The 17,040-nt window shown below is 64.0% G+C and carries 12 protein-coding genes; 8 read left to right on the top strand and 4 right to left on the bottom strand.

From position 1 onward, the window contains the following. Nucleotides 1–193: 193 nt before the first annotated feature. Nucleotides 194–2,998 carry a DNA polymerase I gene (gene polA / locus RN01_RS06300; protein WP_024569946.1) on the bottom strand — a complete coding sequence of 935 codons (2,805 nt, stop codon included), beginning with the start codon at nucleotides 2,996–2,998 and terminating at the stop codon, nucleotides 194–196. Nucleotides 2,999–3,143: 145 nt separating this feature from the next. Between polA and RN01_RS06295 the strand changes: the two genes are divergently transcribed. From RN01_RS06295 to RN01_RS06280, 4 genes are all read left to right on the top strand, one after another. Next, nucleotides 3,144–3,950 (top strand): TIGR00730 family Rossman fold protein, encoded by an 807-nt coding sequence (locus tag RN01_RS06295; protein WP_017514685.1) that lies wholly within the window; start codon nucleotides 3,144–3,146, stop codon nucleotides 3,948–3,950. Nucleotides 3,951–4,124: 174 nt separating this feature from the next. Next, on the top strand, nucleotides 4,125–4,544 hold the full coding sequence (locus RN01_RS06290) for a DUF2782 domain-containing protein (protein WP_008649820.1): 420 nt from the start codon (nucleotides 4,125–4,127) through the stop codon (nucleotides 4,542–4,544). Between the two features lie 169 nt (nucleotides 4,545–4,713). Then, complete coding sequence (locus RN01_RS06285; RefSeq protein WP_024569947.1) at nucleotides 4,714–5,700, top strand: homoserine kinase; 987 nt, start codon at nucleotides 4,714–4,716, stop codon at nucleotides 5,698–5,700. A gap of 6 nt (nucleotides 5,701–5,706) precedes the next feature. Continuing rightward, the gene (locus tag RN01_RS06280) at nucleotides 5,707–6,510 is read left to right on the top strand and encodes a BPSS1780 family membrane protein (RefSeq protein WP_011517204.1); all 804 of its coding nucleotides are present in this window, start codon (nucleotides 5,707–5,709) and stop codon (nucleotides 6,508–6,510) included. A gap of 51 nt (nucleotides 6,511–6,561) precedes the next feature. Here RN01_RS06280 and RN01_RS06275 read toward each other — a convergent pair whose 3' ends face one another. Further along, nucleotides 6,562–8,925 carry a UvrD-helicase domain-containing protein gene (locus RN01_RS06275; protein WP_024569948.1) on the bottom strand — a complete coding sequence of 788 codons (2,364 nt, stop codon included), beginning with the start codon at nucleotides 8,923–8,925 and terminating at the stop codon, nucleotides 6,562–6,564. 218 nt (nucleotides 8,926–9,143) lie between these two features. On the opposite strand from RN01_RS06275, the gene RN01_RS06270 reads away from it, so the two are divergent. Together RN01_RS06270 and galU are read left to right on the top strand one after the other, a co-directional pair. Next, nucleotides 9,144–12,011 carry a valine--tRNA ligase gene (locus tag RN01_RS06270; RefSeq protein WP_017510689.1) on the top strand — a complete coding sequence of 956 codons (2,868 nt, stop codon included), beginning with the start codon at nucleotides 9,144–9,146 and terminating at the stop codon, nucleotides 12,009–12,011. A gap of 114 nt (nucleotides 12,012–12,125) precedes the next feature. Continuing rightward, nucleotides 12,126–13,025: a UTP--glucose-1-phosphate uridylyltransferase GalU gene (gene galU / locus RN01_RS06265; RefSeq protein ID WP_008649809.1), complete on the top strand. Its 900-nt coding sequence runs from the start codon at nucleotides 12,126–12,128 to the stop codon at nucleotides 13,023–13,025. A 108-nt stretch (nucleotides 13,026–13,133) separates the two neighbouring features. Here the strand turns inward: galU and RN01_RS06260 are convergent, their stop codons facing one another. After that, nucleotides 13,134–13,454 carry a hypothetical protein gene (locus RN01_RS06260; protein WP_008649808.1) on the bottom strand — a complete coding sequence of 107 codons (321 nt, stop codon included), beginning with the start codon at nucleotides 13,452–13,454 and terminating at the stop codon, nucleotides 13,134–13,136. Between the two features lie 187 nt (nucleotides 13,455–13,641). Here RN01_RS06260 and RN01_RS06255 point away from each other — a divergent pair, with 187 nt between their 5' ends. After that, nucleotides 13,642–14,409 carry a gamma-glutamylcyclotransferase gene (locus RN01_RS06255; RefSeq protein ID WP_008649807.1) on the top strand — a complete coding sequence of 256 codons (768 nt, stop codon included), beginning with the start codon at nucleotides 13,642–13,644 and terminating at the stop codon, nucleotides 14,407–14,409. Nucleotides 14,410–14,430: 21 nt separating this feature from the next. Next, nucleotides 14,431–15,240 (top strand): ankyrin repeat domain-containing protein, encoded by an 810-nt coding sequence (locus RN01_RS06250; protein ID WP_024569949.1) that lies wholly within the window; start codon nucleotides 14,431–14,433, stop codon nucleotides 15,238–15,240. A gap of 35 nt (nucleotides 15,241–15,275) precedes the next feature. On the opposite strand, the gene RN01_RS06245 is transcribed toward RN01_RS06250, so the two are convergent. Next, nucleotides 15,276–16,976, bottom strand: coding sequence for a long-chain fatty acid--CoA ligase (locus tag RN01_RS06245; RefSeq protein ID WP_017510691.1), 1,701 nt, complete (start codon nucleotides 16,974–16,976; stop codon nucleotides 15,276–15,278). Between the last annotated feature and the right edge of the window lie 64 nt (nucleotides 16,977–17,040).

Raw genomic sequence — 17,040 nt, 5'->3', positions numbered from 1 at the left:
CGTCGGCGACTTTCTATTGTCGTCTTGCGCCGCGAAGCCGATGTTCTTGCAGCATTTCTTGATGTACCGCAAATGCGTTCATTGTTGCCAGTGTGCTGCAGAGCAGCACCCCTGACAAGCCTTCCGCAGTCGCTTCAATCAGTACTCTTATGCATACATCGGCATCGCGTTGAGGACATCCTCGTCGCGAGGATCAGTGGGCCTCTTCCCAGTTCGCGCCACTACCCACTTCGGCAACCAGCGGCACATTGAGGGTGGCCACCGCGCACATCAGCTCGGGCAGCTTCACGCGGACAAGTTCGAGTTCGGCCTGTGGCACTTCGAGCACCAGTTCATCATGCACCTGCATGATCTGGCGCGTGCCGAGATGCTCGCCTTCGAGCCAGTCCTGCACGGCGATCATCGACAGCTTGATCAGATCGGCCGCGGTGCCCTGCATCGGCGCGTTGATGGCCGCACGTTCTGCGGCCTGACGGCGCGGGCCATTGCCGCCGTTGATGTCCGGCAGCCAGAGGCGGCGGCCGAACACAGTCTCGACATAGCCCTGCTCGCGCGCCGTCTGGCGCGTCTGTTCCATGTAGTGCGCCACGCCGGGGTAACGCATGAAGTAGCGGTCGATATAGTGCTTGGCCGCCTCGCGCTCGATGCCAAGGTTGCTGGCCAGCCCGAACGCGCTCATGCCATAGATCAGACCGAAGTTGATCACCTTCGCATAGCGGCGCTGCTCGCTGTTGACGGCCTCGCGCTCGACGCCGAAGATTTCGCCGGCCGTGGCACGGTGAATATCCTCACCATTGGCGAACGCGCGCAGCAGGTTTTCGTCGCCCGAGATATGCGCCATGATGCGCAGTTCGATCTGCGAATAGTCGGCCGAGACGATCACGTTGCCGGGCGCGGCGATGAACGCCTCGCGAATGCGGCGACCTTCCTCGGTGCGCACCGGAATGTTCTGCAGGTTCGGATCGGTCGATGCCAGGCGACCCGTCACCGCAGTGGCCTGCCCGTAGCTCGTATGCACGCGCCCGGTATTCGGGTTGACCATCTTCGGCAGCTTGTCCGTGTAGGTGGACTTCAGCTTCGACAGGCCCCGGTAGTCCAGCAGCAGCTTGGGCAGCGGATAGTCGTCCGCCAGCTTCTGCAGCACCTCTTCATCGGTCGACGGCGCGCCGCTGGCGGTCTTCTTGACCACCGGCAGCTTCATCTGGTTGAACAGGATCTCGCCGATCTGCTTTGGCGATCCGAGATTGAACGGCTGGCCCGCCGCATCGTGCGCGGCGCGCTCGAGGTCCATCATGCGTAGACCCAGCTCGGCGCTCTGCGCGGCCAGGCGGTCGGCATCGATCAGCACGCCGTTGCGCTCGATCTTCTGCAGCACCACCGAGACCGGGATCTCGATCTGTTCGTAGACGTACTTCAGCCCTTCCGATGCATCGAGCTGCGGCAGCATCTTGCGATGCAGGCGCAGTGTCACGTCGGCATCCTCGGCCGCGTATTCCGTGGCGCGCGGCAGGTCGATCTGGTCGAAGCCGATCTGGTTCGCCCCCTTGCCGCAAACTTCCTCGTACGTGATCGTCTTCAGGCTCAGCAGGCGCTCGGCCAGGCTATCCATGCCGTGATTGCGGTACGAAGCCAGCACGTAGCTTTCCAGCATCGTGTCATGCGCGATGCCGCGCAGCGCCACGCCGTGGTTGGCAAACACGTGCGAGTCGTACTTCAGGTGCTGACCGAGCTTCGGACGCGTCGGATCCTCGAGCCATCCGCGCATACGCTCGAGCACGTACTCGCGCGAGAGCTGGCCATGGTTCTCGAGACCCGCGACGTCCGGACCGCGATGCGCCACGGGAATATAGGCAGCCGCACCCGGCTCGACCGACAGCGAGATGCCGACGAGCTGCGCCAGCATCGGATCGAGCGAGGTCGTTTCGGTGTCGACGGCGACGATCTGCGCATCAGCGATCTTGCGCAGCCATTCGTCGAGCGCGGCCTCGGTGGTCACGGTCTCGTAGCTGATCTCGGCCGGGGGCACATCTTCGGCTGGGGCGTCGGCCGGCGCCGGCGCATCGAACAGCCCGCCCTGCGCCGGCGCGGGCTTCGGCACCGCGCGCGCTGCCGCGCGTGCGTTCGGCAGCGACTCACCGGTTGCCTCGCGCAGCCACGACTTGAATCCGTAGCGCTGGAAGAACGCGATCAGCTTTTCCTTGTCTTCGCCAAGGTCGTGCAGCGCCTGGAAATCGGCAACGGCACCGCTCAGGTCGCAATCGGTCTTGACCGTGACCAGTTCCCGCGCGCGCGGGAGCCATTCGAGCGTGTTGCGCAGATTCTCGCCCACCACGCCCTTGATCTTCTCGGCGTTGCCCATGATGTCGTCCAGCGTGCCGTATTCGGTCAGCCATTTGACCGCGGTCTTCGGACCGACCTTCGGCACGCCGGGCACGTTGTCCACGGCGTCACCGATCAGCGACAGGTAGTCGACGATGCGCTCGGGCGGCACGCCGAACTTCGCCACCACGCCCGGCGGGTCGAGAACCTCGCCGCTCATGGTGTTGACCAACGTGACGGTGTCATTGACGAGCTGCGCAAGATCCTTGTCGCCCGTAGAAACGACCGTGTTCACGCCCTGCTGCGACGCCTGGAGCGCGAGCGTGCCGATCACGTCGTCGGCCTCCACGCCCTCCACGACCACGATCGGCCAGCCGAGCGCGCGCACGGCCTCGTGTATTGGCTCGATCTGCTTCGCGAGGTCCTCGGGCATCGACGGGCGATGCTCCTTGTATGCCGGATACATGTCATCCCGGAACGTCTTGCCCTTGGCGTCGAACACACAGGCGATATACTGTGCCGGGTAATCATTGCGCAGCTTGCGCAGCATATTGATCATGCCGTAGATTGCCCCCGTGGGCAGACCTTCGCCATTCCTCAGGTCCGGCAGAGCGTGATACGCGCGATATAGATAGCTCGATCCATCGACGAGCAAGAGTGTTTTTGGACTATCCGACATTCCCATGGACTCAAAATTGACTGGTGCCCCCGCAGGCGGTGCTGACGCCGCCCCCCTTGCCGCTACAGACACTGCTGACGTTGCCGGTAACAAGGCAGACCAGCGGGCCGAGAAAACGGCCGCACATGCTGCTGCCATTGCCGCCATGGCCGATGCCGCCGAGGCAGGCAAAGGCCCCGACGAGCAGGAGGCTGCCGCACGCGATGCGGCAGCGCGCTCGAATCCGCGCAAGATGATTCCAAGCCTGCGCGCGCTGGCCGACGAAGACCGCGCCACTGCGAAGAAGGCGCGCGCCTCGTGGCAAATGTTCACGATTATGGCAGAGTTCATCGAGGCGACCGAGTACCTTTCGGAGATCCGCCCGGCCGTCTCGATCTACGGCAGCGCGCGCCTGCGCGAGGACTCGCCTTACTACCAGAAGACCATCGAAATCGCCCGGCTGTTCTCGGATGCCGGCTTTGCCGTCATCTCCGGCGGCGGCCCCGGCATCATGGAAGCGGCCAACAAGGGCGCGCACGCGGGCAAGTCCGCCAGTGTCGGCCTGAATATCGAATTGCCCCACGAGCAGCAGGGCAATCCGTACCAGGACATCGCCATGCGGTTCCGCCACTTCTTCACGCGCAAGGTCACGTTCGTGAAGAATTCGGATGCATTCATCGTCATGCCGGGCGGCTTCGGCACCCTGGACGAACTGGCCGAAGTGCTGACGCTGGTACAAACCGGCAAGTCTCGTTCTGTGCCCGTGGTGATGTACGGCAGCCGCTTCTGGAAGGGCCTGCTCGACTGGTTCCGTTTCACGCTGCTGCCGATGGGCCTGATCGCCGAGCACGACCTGGACCTGATGAAGATCGTCGACGAGCCACAGGAAGTGCTCGAAGCCGTCTACGAGTACTACGAAAAGCGCGGCGGCGAGCATCCGATTCCGCCCAAGGAAGAAATGTTCTATCTGTAAGGCATGGACGCCCGCCGGCGGTGCTGGCGGGTGGACGCTAGGGCACGAGAGCGGCCCGGAACCGACAGGAATTGCTAGAATGGAAGCATTCTCCTGCCAGATCCGGCACCGTCGGGTACTTGCAGGCCAAATCCGCGTCGCTGGGCTGCCGGCCCGCACGCACAGGAGCCCCAGATGACTTCCCCTTCGCATACGGGTGCCAGGCTCGCCAATGTCCCGACGGCCATTGGCCGTCATGGCTACCTTCTTGCGCTTGCTGCAGCCGCGCTTGCACTGACTGTGACCACCCATGCCGTGGCCCAGGACAACGCGGAAAGCAATGCGCTGACCCAGCAGGAACTGAACGAAATCAACAACCAACCGATCGCCCCTGCCGCGAAGAGCGAGATCAACAAACCGCGCGAGCCGAGCTTCGTGCTGCGCGAGCGCGATGGCACGCAGGTGACCGAGTACCGCAACAAGGGTCGGGCCACCGATATCCAGGTTCAGTCCGGTTTCGGCACCAAGTACGAAATGAGCAAGCCCGAAGACAGCTCGCCCAAGATTCGTGACCATGACGTGAACCGCGTGCCGTCCGTGAACCTGAAGTTCTGATACGGCAGCCTTTCCCGTTATCCTGATTGTCTTTTTACCCACGATCCTCGCCGGGCGCTCGCGCCTGGCGAAGGTCGCGCCGGCCCTCCGGCAGTGATGCCGCGGCGGCGAACCGCCATTGCCATCCGCCCTCGGTTCGTCGCGTCCCGAATTGTACCAACAGAACAGTATGGCCGTTTTCACCACGGTCTCGCAGGACGAGATCGCCCGCTGGCTGCTTGACTATGACCTTGGCGAAGTGCGCGCGCTGCGCGGCATTGCCTCGGGCATCGAGAACAGCAACTTTTTCCTGACCATGGAGCAGGATGGCGTCACACGTGAGTACGTACTGACGATCTTTGAACGGCTGCAATTCGACCAGCTGCCGTTTTACCTGCACCTGATGGACCATCTGGCACGGCACGGCATCTGCGTGCCGGCGCCGATGCCAGCTCGCGACGGCGAGATCCTGCGCGAACTGAAGGGCAAGCCGGCGACCATCGTCACGCGCCTGCCCGGCGCCTCGCAGCTTGCGCCGCAGCCCGACCATTGCGCCGAAGTCGGCGCAATGCTGGCGCGCATGCATATCGCCGGTCAGGACTATCCACGCAAGCAGCCGAATCTGCGCAGCCTGGCGTGGTGGCAGCAGACCACCCCGGAAATCACGCCTTTCCTCGATGCCGCGCAGCGCAAGCTGCTGACCGAGGAAATCGCGCACCAGACCGCGTTTTTCGGCAGCGGTGACTACGCCGCGCTGCAGGGTGGCCCTTGCCACTGCGACCTGTTCCGCGACAACGCGCTGTTCGACACCGACAGTGCCGGCAACCACCGGCTCGGCGGCTTCTTCGATTTCTACTTTGCCGGTGACGACAAATGGCTGTTCGACCTGGCCGTCACCGTCAACGACTGGTGCATTGACCTCGCGACCGGCACCATCGACATGGAACGTGCGCAGGCCATGCTGCGGGCTTATCATGCGGTCAGGCCCCTGACGGCAGTGGAGGCGGCGCACTGGCAAGATATGCTGCGCGCTGGCGCACTGCGCTTCTGGGTATCGCGCCTGTGGGACTTCTACCTGCCGCGCGAGGCCGATATGCTCCAGCCGCACGATCCGACCCACTTCGAACGCATCCTGCGCCGCCGCATCGACGACGCCGCAGCGCTCCCCTGGATCTGATTCGCCATGCAACTACTGGAAGTTTCCGCCAAGGAAGGCTACGTCTGGTTCCGCCAGGGCATCTGGCTGTTCCGCAAGAACCCGCTGGCATTCCTGATGCTGTTGTTCATCTATCTGATTGCCGCGCAATTGGCGATCTTCGTGCCGCTGTTCGGCATCATCGCGCTGCTGGTGTTCACCCCGGGCCTGTCCGTGGGCGTGATGACCGCCTGCCGCGACGTCATCCAGAACAAGCGCGTGTTGCCCACGGTATTGCTTTCGGGCTTCCGCACGAACGGGAAACAGGCCACCCGCAACCTGCTGGTGCTGGGTGGTATCTACGCGGTGCTGGTGTTCGCGCTGAGCTTCATCGCCACGGCCGTGGTCGACATCAGCGCACTGGCGCCGATGGTGCTCAAGGGCGAGGAGCCCTCCGGCGAAGCGGTACGGCAACTGTATTACGCGCTGCTAATCGGCGCGCTGCTGTACACACCGGTGGCAATGATGTTCTGGTTCGCGCCGATGCTTGCCGCCTGGCATGGCGTGCCGCCCGTCAAGGCGCTGTTCTTCAGCTGGACCGCCTGCTGGCGCAACCGTGGCGCGTTCTTCACCTACGCCCTGCTGTTCGCGCTGTTGCTGGTGGTGGTGCCGCTGTTCCTTGAGGCAGTGTTCGCCTCGATCGGCGCGGATACCGTGCTGTCGTTCCTGATCACGCCGTACTCGCTGCTGATGCTGGCGATCCTCTACTGCTCGTTCTATGCGACGTACCGCGGCTGCTTCAACATCGCGCCGCCGGGTGAGACGGCGAACGATAGCGTGGCGCAGTCCTGATTTTCCTTTCTCCCCGCTTCCATGTGCGGAAGTGGGGAGAAAATCCCCTCCTCAATCAATCGCGTCCAGCTTCGCCACCGACAGCGCCAGCCACTTGGTGCCGTGACGCTTGAAGTCGATGTTCGCGCGCGCATCGGCGCCCTCGCCTTCCAGCGCCTTGATCTTGCCTTCCCCGAACTTGTTGTGGAACACGCTCTGGCCCACGCGGAATCCAGTGGCCGCGGCGCGCTTTTCTTCGGCGTAGTTCTTGCCGGTGTCCATGCCGCCGGTCGGCTTGACGCCGGTATAGGGCACGTCCTCGGCACGCTTGAACCAGTCACGGCCCCAAGCGCTTTCACGCTCGGATGACTGACGTCCGCTGCCCGAGCCATAGGCACCGTAGGCCTGGCCCTGCGGAGTGATCCACTTCAGCGAAGCCTCGGGAAGCTCCTCGAAGAAGCGCGACCGCACGTGATAGCGCATCTGGCCGTGCAGCACGCGGCTTTGGGCGAACGACAGATAAAGCCGTTCGCGTGCGCGGGTGATGGCCACATACATCAGGCGGCGTTCTTCCTCCAGACCGTCGGCTTCCATCGCGCTGTTCTCGTGCGGGAACAGGCCTTCCTCGAGCCCGGTGATGAACACCACATTGAACTCGAGCCCCTTGGCCGCGTGCACGGTCATCATCTGCACCGCATCCTGGCCGGCCTGCGCCTGGTTGTCCCCGGCCTCCAGCGACGCGTGGGTCAGGAACGCCACCAACGGCGTCATCACCACGGGCAACTGTTCGGGGTTCAGCACCTGCTGGTCCTGTTCGCCCTGCGCCAGCGCCGGCATGGCATCGCGGTTCGCCGGCAGCATGCGGCCCAGCGCCTCGAGCCCGTAGCCTTCCTCGACCACGAACGCCTGCGCGGCCGTCACCAGTTCCTGCAAGTTCTCGATGCGGTCCTGACCTTCCTTCTCGGTCTGGTAGTGCGTCATCAGGCCGCTGGTGTTGGTCACGTACTCGACCGTTTGCGCCAGCGTCAGCCGGCTGGTCTCGGCACGCATCTGCTCGATCAGCCGGATAAAGGCGCCCAACGAGCTACCGGCCTTGCCAGGCACGTAGGCCACGGCTTCGGCCAGCGAACAGTTGTACTGCCGCGCCGCGTCCTGCAGCACTTCGAGCGACTTCGCGCCGATGCCGCGCGTGGGGAAATTGACCACCCGCCCGAATGCGGCGTCATTGCGCGGGTTCTCGATCAACTGCAGGTAGGCCAGCGCGTGCTTCACTTCGGCGCGCTCGAAGAAACGCAGGCCGCCGTACACCCGGTACGGGATACCCGACGAGAACAGCGCATGTTCGATGACCCGCGACTGCGCATTGCTGCGATAGAGGATCGCGATCTCCGAGCGCGACATGCCTTGCGCGATCTGGTCGCGGATTTCCTCGACGATCCACGAGGCTTCCTGGCCGTCCGAACCTGCCTGGAACACGCGCACCGGCTCGCCGTGCCCGGCGTCGGTGCGCAGATTCTTGCCCAGTCGGCGCGCATTGTGCGAGATCAGGTGGTTGGCCGAATCGAGGATATGCCCGTGCGAGCGGTAGTTCTGCTCGAGCTTGATCAGGTGGCGAACGCGGAATTCCTGCTCGAAGTCGCGCATATTGCCGACGTTGGCGCCACGGAACGCATAGATGCTCTGGTCGTCGTCGCCCACGGCGAACACCGCCGCGGCATTGCCCGAGCCGTAGCCGGCCAGCAGCTTGAGCCACTGGTACTGCAGCACGTTGGTGTCCTGGAACTCGTCGACGAGCACATGGCGGAAACGGTGCTGGTAGTGCTGGCGGATCGCGTCGTTGTAACGCAGCAGTTCATAGCAGCGCAGCAACAGCTCGGCGAAGTCGACCACGCCCTCGCGCTGGCACTGCTCGTCGTAGGCCGCGTACAGGTCGACGAAGCGACGATTGAAATCGTCATTGGCTTCGACGTCGGCCGGGCGCAGGCCCTGCTCCTTGGCGTTGTTGATGAAGTACTGGAGATTCTTGGGCGGGTACTTCTCGTCGTCGACATTCAGCCCCTTGAGCAGCCGCTTGATCGCCGAAAGCTGGTCCTGGGAGTCCAGGATCGCAAATGTCTGCGGCAGGCCGGCGTCACGGAAATGCGCACGCAGCATCCGGTTGCACAGGCCATGGAACGTGCCGATCCACATGCCCCGGGTGTTGATCGGCAACATCGACGACAGCCGGGTCTGCATCTCCTTGGCGGCCTTGTTCGTGAAGGTCACCGCCAGGATGCCGGCCGGGGACACACGGCCGTTCTGGATCAGCCACGCGATCCGCGTGGTCAGCACGCGGGTCTTGCCACTGCCCGCACCGGCCAGGATCAGGGCCGGCTCGTCAGGTAATGTGACGGCGGCGAGTTGTTCAGCGTTGAGATTGGCGAGCAGACTGGACATCGGAGCGGGGCCGGAAGGATAGGCCGCAATTATACCGATGGCCCCCGCCGCGTCCTGGCAGCAATGACAGCATCCACTCGCCCGGACCACCTTCCGGCGCCGAAATGCGCACCGGGACCCCGCCTCCCCTATAATTTGACGTTTTCCCGGCCCAATGCCGCGGCGCGCCGATCCGCCTGCCGGCCAGAGCCCTGACCCGCACACCTCGACATCCCAGCATGACCGCAGAAGACCAGTCCCTAGCCAAGAGCTTCGAACCCGCCGCCATCGAGGCGAAATGGGGCCCAGAATGGGAGCGGCGCGGCATTGCCCAGCCCACATTCGACGCCAATCGCCCCGATTTCGCCATCCAGCTGCCGCCGCCCAATGTGACCGGCACGCTGCACATGGGCCATGCGTTCAACCAGACGATCATGGACGGCCTGACCCGCCATGCACGTATGCGCGGCGCCAACACGCTGTGGGTGCCGGGCACCGACCACGCCGGCATCGCCACGCAGATCGTCGTGGAACGCCAGCTCGAGGCGCAAGGCGTATCGCGCCACGACCTGGGCCGTGCCAAGTTCACCGAGAAGGTCTGGGAGTGGAAGGAAGAATCGGGCTCGACGATCACGCGCCAGGTGCGCCGCATGGGCGCGTCGATCGACTGGACGCGCGAGTACTTCACGATGTCGCCCGAGATGTCGAAGGCCGTGACCGAGGTATTCGTCCGCCTGCATGAGCAAGGCCTGATCTACCGTGGCAAGCGGCTGGTGAACTGGGATCCGGTGCTTGGCACCGCCGTGTCCGATCTGGAAGTCGACAGCGTCGAGGAAGACGGTTCGCTGTGGCACATCCACTACCCGCTGGCCGAGCCGGACACCGTACGCGGCCTGACCCACCTGACCGTGGCCACCACCCGTCCCGAGACGATGCTCGGCGACACGGCCGTGATGGTGCACCCCGAGGATGAGCGCTACGCCCACCTGATTGGCAAGTTCGTACATCTGCCGCTGACCGATCGCAAGATCCCGGTCATCGCCGACGAATACGTGGATCGCGAGTTCGGCACCGGTGTGGTCAAGGTGACCCCGGGCCACGACTTCAACGACTACGCCGTGGGTCAGCGCCACAACCTGCCGCAACTGTCGATCCTGACGCTCGACGCGAAGATCGTCGCCGATGCGCCGGCCGCCTACGCCGGCATGGATCGCTTCGACGCGCGCAAGAAGATGGTGGCAGACCTCGAGGCGCAGGGCCTGCTGGGCGAGGTCAAGAAGCACAAGCTGATGGTGCCGCGCAGCGAGCGCACCAGCAGCGTGATCGAACCCATGCTGACGGACCAGTGGTTCGTGGCCATGAGCAAGCCGGCCCCGGAAGGCACATTCAACCCGGGCCGCTCGATCGCCGAAGTCGCGCTCGAGGCCGTGCAGAGCGGCGAGATCAAGCTCGTGCCGGAAAACTGGATCAGCACGTACAACCAGTGGCTGTCGAACATCCAGGACTGGTGTATCAGCCGCCAACTCTGGTGGGGCCACCAGATTCCCGCCTGGTACGACGATGCCGGCAACTGTTTCGTGGCGCGCACCGAAGAGGAAGCACGCGCGAAGGCCCAGGCCGCCGGCAGCACCGGCGCGCTGCGCCGCGAGGAAGACGTGCTCGACACGTGGTTCTCGTCCGCGCTGGTTCCGTTCTCGTCGCTGGGCTGGCCCGAGAACACGCCCGAGATCCAGCACTTCCTGCCGTCGTCGGTGCTCGTGACCGGCTACGACATCATCTTCTTCTGGGTGGCGCGCATGGTCATGATGACCAAGCACTTCACCGGCAAGGTGCCGTTCCACACCGTGTACGTGCACGGCCTGGTGCGGGACTCCGAAGGCAAGAAGATGAGCAAGTCCGAGGGCAACACGCTCGACCCAGTGGACCTGATCGACGGTATCTCGCTCGAACCGCTGCTCAAGAAGCGCACCACCGGCCTGCGTCGTCCGAAGGATGCGCCGAAGATCGAGTCGAAGACAAAGAAGGAATTCCCGGACGGTATTCCCGCATTTGGCGCCGACGCGCTGCGCTTCACGTTTGCGTCGCTGGCCACGCTGGGTCGCAACATCAACTTCGACACCGGCCGCTGCGAGGGCTATCGCAACTTCTGTAACAAGCTCTGGAACGCCACGCGTTTCGTGCTGATGAACACCGAGGGCCATGACTGCGGCATGGGCCCGTGCAGCAACGATTGCGGCCCGGACGGCTACCTGCACTTCTCGCAGGCCGACCGCTGGATCGTATCGCTTCTGCAGCGCGTGGAAGCGGAAGTCGAGAAGGGTTTCGCCGAGTACCGCTTCGACAACATCGCCAGCGCGATCTACAAGTTCGTCTGGGACGAATACTGCGACTGGTACCTGGAGATGGCCAAGGTCCAGATCCAGACCGGGACCGAAGCCCAGCAACGCGCCACGCGCCGCACGCTGCTGCGCGTGCTGGAAACGGTGCTGCGCCTGGCCCACCCGATTATCCCGTTCATCACCGAGGAACTGTGGCAGAAGGTGGCTCCGCTGGCCGGCCGCGCCAAGGGCGATGGCAGCGAGTCGATCGCCACGCAGGATTACCCGCTGAGCGCCGCAGCCAAGATCGACGAAGCCGCCGAAGCCTGGGTGGCCCGCCTCAAGTCGGTGGTCGACGCCTGCCGCAACCTGCGCGGCGAGATGAATATTTCGCCGGCCCAGCGCATCCCGCTCTATGCTCAGGGAGACAGCACGTTCCTGAAGGAAGCGGCGGCGCAAATCCAGGCGCTGGCGAAACTTTCCGAGGTCAAGGTGTTCGAAGACGAGGCCACGCTGCAGAAGGAAGGCGCCGGCGCCCCTGTGGCGATCGCCGACGGCAACCACCTGCTTCTCAAGATCGAGATCGACGTGGCTGCCGAACGCGTGCGCCTGGGCAAGGAGATCGACCGTATCTCCGGCGAAATCGGCAAATGCCGTGGCAAGCTGTCCAATGAGAGCTTCGTCGCCAAGGCACCGCCGGCCGTCGTGGCTCAGGAAACGCAGCGTTTGTCCGATTTCGAACAGACGCTGGTCAAGCTTCAGGATCAACTACAGCGATTGCCTGCCTGAGCGTAAAAAGTGCTTCCCCGGTTTCGTGCCGACTGCAGCGTCGGACGGAACCGGACAGACGGCACCCCTACCGTTACGGCACGGTATCACTCCGGATAAACAAGGAAGGCTGAAATGGAAAACCGCGTCACCAAGGCCGTCTTTCCCGTTGCAGGGCTAGGCACCCGGTTTCTGCCCGCCACCAAGGCGAGCCCCAAGGAAATGCTGCCCGTGGTCGACAAGCCACTGATCCAGTACGCCGTGGAAGAAGCCATGGCCGCAGGCATTACCGAGATGATCTTCGTCACCGGGCGCTCCAAGCGCGCCATCGAGGATCACTTCGACAAGGCTTACGAACTGGAAGCGGAACTCGAGGCCAAGAACAAGCAGGCACTGCTCGATGTGGTGCGCTCGATCAAGCCAGCGAACGTCGAGTGCTATTACGTGCGCCAGCCCGAGGCACTGGGCCTGGGTCACGCAGTCCTTTGCGCCGCCAAGCTCGTAGGCGACACGCCGTTTGCCGTGATGCTCGCCGACGACTTGCTCGACGGTGGCAAGGACCTGCCCGTGATGAAGCAGATGGTGGATATCTACAACCACTACAACTGCTCGGTACTCGGCGTGGAAGAGATCGCACCCGAGCAAAGCCGCTCGTATGGCGTGATCGACGGCCGCGAGTGGGACGACCGCGTGATCAAGATGTCCGCCATCGTCGAGAAGCCGGCCCCCGAGAATGCGCCGTCGAACCTGGGCGTGGTGGGTCGCTACATTCTCACCCCGCGCATCTTCGACCATATCCGCGAGCTGAAGCCGGGCGCCGGCGGCGAGATCCAGCTCACCGACGCCATCCAGTCGATGCTCGACCAGGAACAGGTGCTGGCCTATCGCTACAAAGGCGTGCGGTACGACTGCGGCAGCAAGCTCGGCTATCTGAAGGCGACCGTCGAATTCGCCCTCAGGCACCCCGAGGTGCGCGACGAGTTCAGCGCCTATCTGTCGCAGCGCTGCACCAGCCCGTCGAGCGTACCCGCCTGACATCCGCCTGAAAAAACGAAGCCGCCCCGGAAGAGGCGGCTTCAGCAGGAAGGCAGAAAAAAACCCCGCTTTGTTACCGAAGCGGGGGTTTTCTTTATTCCGGGGCGGTCAGAAACCGATCGCCGCGCTGCCGACATCCACACGCACCTTGTCGCGATCGAGCAGCCGGCCGGCGTGCCGGGCATAGTCCTGCGCCCATTCCGGATGGGTGGCAAAGCGATTTTCGCCCGAGAATTTCGCCACGTTCAGGATCTTGTCGATCACCAGAACCTTGCCGACCGGACTCGACGCCTGGCAATCCAGCTCGGCGTATTCGCGGTCAAACCAGCGCCAGGCGGCATCCTCGGTCACCGCGGCGAGTTCACTGTCGCCCAGCGTGAATTCAAATTCCTTGCCACTGCCGAACACTACGGTCAGGGTACGCGCCATTGCCGGTTCTCCGAAAATCTCCGAGGATGAGGCCCCTATTGTAGTGACTTGCCGCCGGATCGGGGCGGGCGGAAGAACTAGGCTGTTGGAACAAGCCGTTGCCGACCGTTGCCTTGTACACACACCCCTGCTGGCATCTGTGGTTTCCTTGCGACGCATCAATGCGCTTTGGATTATGCTGTCAGACATGGCCATTACACGACAGGACCTCGAATCGGACAGGCTGCGCACATCATTGTGCAGCACGCCGGTCGCGTCCTCGTTGTTGCCAGAAGCCGATGTGGAGCGTTCGCTCTGCGACGCGCTCGGCGCCCGGCCCGAGACACCCGGCCTGAACGGCGATGTCTGGCTGTTTGGCTATGGTTCTCTGATCTGGAATCCGATGGTGGTCCATACGGATCGCAGGCTGGCCACCGTGCATGGCTACCATCGCGGCTTCTATCTCTATTCCCGCATCAATCGGGGCACGTGGGACAATCCGGGCCTCGTGCTCGGCCTGGATCGTGGCGGTTGCTGCACCGGCATGGTATTCCGCATCCCCGGGCACGTGATCGAGCAGGAATTCCGCGTGCTGTGGCGCCGCGAGATGCTGACCGGCGCCTATCATCCGCGCTGGCTGCGCGTAAGGGTCGGCAACGCGCCGGATGCACCCGAGCAGCGAGCGCTGGCCTTTGTCATGAACCGCGAGCATTCGGCCTACGCTGGCCGCCTGCCAGACGAGCGCGTGGTGGCCTGCCTGCGCCATGCCTGCGGCCTGTATGGCCCGGCGCGCGAGTATCTCCAGCAAACCCTGCTTGGCCTGACAACGAATGGCGTGGACGATCCGTACCTGGGACGCCTGTGGCGCCAGCTCCAGGAAAGCGATGCCGCCGAAACCAACGGCGCCGCAACGCGGGCGAGTGTCGCCAGCGCTGACGCTGCCGAGTCTATTATCCAGCCGCACGAAACTGTCTGATCGATCCTGTCACCTGCCAACATGACGCGCTCCCAGACCCGTCCCCGCCGCCAGGCACTTGCCGAGATACTCGGGCTGATGGGATTACTGGTCGCTGGGGGGTTGCTGGCCGGCCAGGGCGGGCAAACGCTGGCCCGCTCGGTGGGTGGACTGGGCGGCGCATCCGCGCCGATGCCTTCTCGCCCGTGGCACGGCAGCAATCACACACCCCTGCCGTCGCGCGGGGACGGCATGGCCGCCCTCGACCACAACCTGATCACGGCAGCCAGTATCGGCGACCTCGACCTGGTCAATCGGCTGCTCAAGGCCGGCGCATCAGCCCAGGCCACGGACGAACGCGGACGTACGGCTCTGCTCGCGGCGGTCTACAACCGTCGGGGCGATGTCATGCGGGTGCTGATTCAGGCTGGGGCGGACGTCAACCGCAAGGACGATGAAGGCAACAGCCCATTCCTGCTGGCCGCGGCCACCAACCAGATCGACGTGGTACGACTGGCCCTGTCGCACGGGGCGGACCTGAACAGCACCGATCGCTACGACGGCACGGCGCTGATCGCCGCCAGTCAGCACGGCAATGTGGAAATCGTGAAGCTGCTGATTAGCGCGGGCGTGCCGGTGGACCGGGTGAACCAGTTGGGTTGGACGGCACTGCTGGAAGCCATCATCCTCGGCGACGGCAGTTCGCGATACGAGGACATCGTCCAGGCATTGCTGGACGCCGGGGCCGATGCCAACCTGGCCGACCGCGAAGGCGTCACGCCCTCGCGCCATGCGCGGGAGCGTGGCTACAAGACGATGGTGCGGATGCTGATGCGGGCCCGCGGCCACTGAGTTTCCAGTGCCGCGGGGTGTTACACCTCACCCGCTCAGCCAGCCTGACGCGCGTTTTCCGTTTCCTGCAGCTGGCGCCACATCACCTTGCCGGTGCCGGACTTCGGCAGGGCATCGACGAACTCGACCACGCGCGGATACTTGTACGCGGCCATGTGCTCCTTGGCCCATTCGATGATGTCTTCCGGCTGGGTCTTGCCCTTGGCATCCGCGCGCAGCACCACCACCGCCTTCACCGTTTCGCCGCGATAGGCATCGCGCGTGCCGATGATGCAGGCTTCCTGCACGGCCGGATGCTTGTACAGCAGGTTTTCCACTTCCGCCGGCCACACCTTGAAGCCAGAGGCATTGATCATGCGCTTCAGACGATCGGTGATGAAAAAGTAGCCTTCCTCGTCCATGCGGCCGAGGTCGCCGGTGCGAAAGTACGTCTGGCCCTCGAACTCGATGAACGCATCGCGCGTGGCGTCAGGCTTGCCCCAGTAACCCTTGAACACCTGCGGACCGCGCACGATGATCTCGCCCACCTCGTTCGGCGCCAGTTCCTGCAGCGTGACCGGATCGACCACGCGCGCGTCGGTGTTGAACGTCGGCACGCCCAGGCATTGCAGCTTCGGCCGGTCGGCCGGGTTGCTGTGCGTCGGCGCCATCGTTTCCGACAGGCCGTAGCCTTCCAGATAGTTCAGACCGAACTGAGTCTTCAGGCGCTCCGCCACGGCCTGCGGCATCGCCGCGCCGCCTCCGCCGATATAGCGCAGGCTGCTCATGTCGAACGACGCCAGGTTCGGGCTGCCCAGGAAGTCGATCACCATCGTCGGGATATTGGTCCAGTGCGTGACCTGGTAGCGGGAGATCAGGTGGCCAGCCACTTCGCGATCCCAACGCGGCAGCATCACCACCGTCGCGCCGCTGTAGATCGGACCATTCATGCCGTACTGCATCCCCGTCACGTGGAACAGCGGCAGCACCGACAGGATCACCGATTCCGCGCCGCTGCCCGACCACGTCGAGCCGCCGACGATGTTGTGCATCACCGAGCGATGGGTATGAATGCAGCCTTTCGGGAAGCCGGTGGTGCCAGAGGTATACGGCATCACGGCCATGTCATCCGGTCCGGCGGTATGCGGGCCTGGCTTCAGGCCGGCGGCAAGCGCCTTGGCCCACGGCGTGGCGTTGTCCGGCAGCGGATGCTCGGCGGTGAGCCAAGCCGGCGGTGCGTCCTCCGGATGCACGTGGGTCGGCGGCAGGGCATCGGTGTATTGGGTCACGAGCAGATGCTGGAGGCGCTCATCGGCTGACAGTTCGGCATCGGCCTGCATCACGCCAGCGGCCAGATCCGCCGTACAGATGGCCACGCGCGCCTGGCCGTCGGTCACGTAATGCTTGAATTCCTCGGACCGGTTCATCGGATTGACCGGTACCACCACGGCATCGGCACGCAGGATCGCGTAGTAGCTGATGATGAACTGCGGGCAGTTCTGCATGTAGAGCAACACACGATCGCCCTTCTTCACCCCTGCCTTCTGCTGCAGCCAGCCTGCGAGCGCGGTGGCTTGCGCCTCCAGTTCACGGAACGTGATCGCATTGCCAAAATAGCGGATCGCCGCCTTGTCCGCATAGCGGTGCGCCGAGACTTCGAGGTTGTACCAGAGCGAAGTCTCCGGCAGCACGATGTTCGTCGGCACCCGCTTGGGCCAGAACTGGAAATGGGGGCGAACGGACGGCGTTGTGGTCATGGTGTCTCCTGCGGACGGTCGGGCGTCGACCGGATTTCTGGAATCGCTAGCGTCGCGAGGTAGG

It is taken from the genome of Cupriavidus sp. SHE, assembly GCF_000812445.1.
GTDB lineage: Bacteria > Pseudomonadota > Gammaproteobacteria > Burkholderiales > Burkholderiaceae > Cupriavidus > Cupriavidus metallidurans.
Note: the sequence above shows the minus strand (reverse complement) of the source record. Positions and strands in the feature narration are given on the sequence as shown.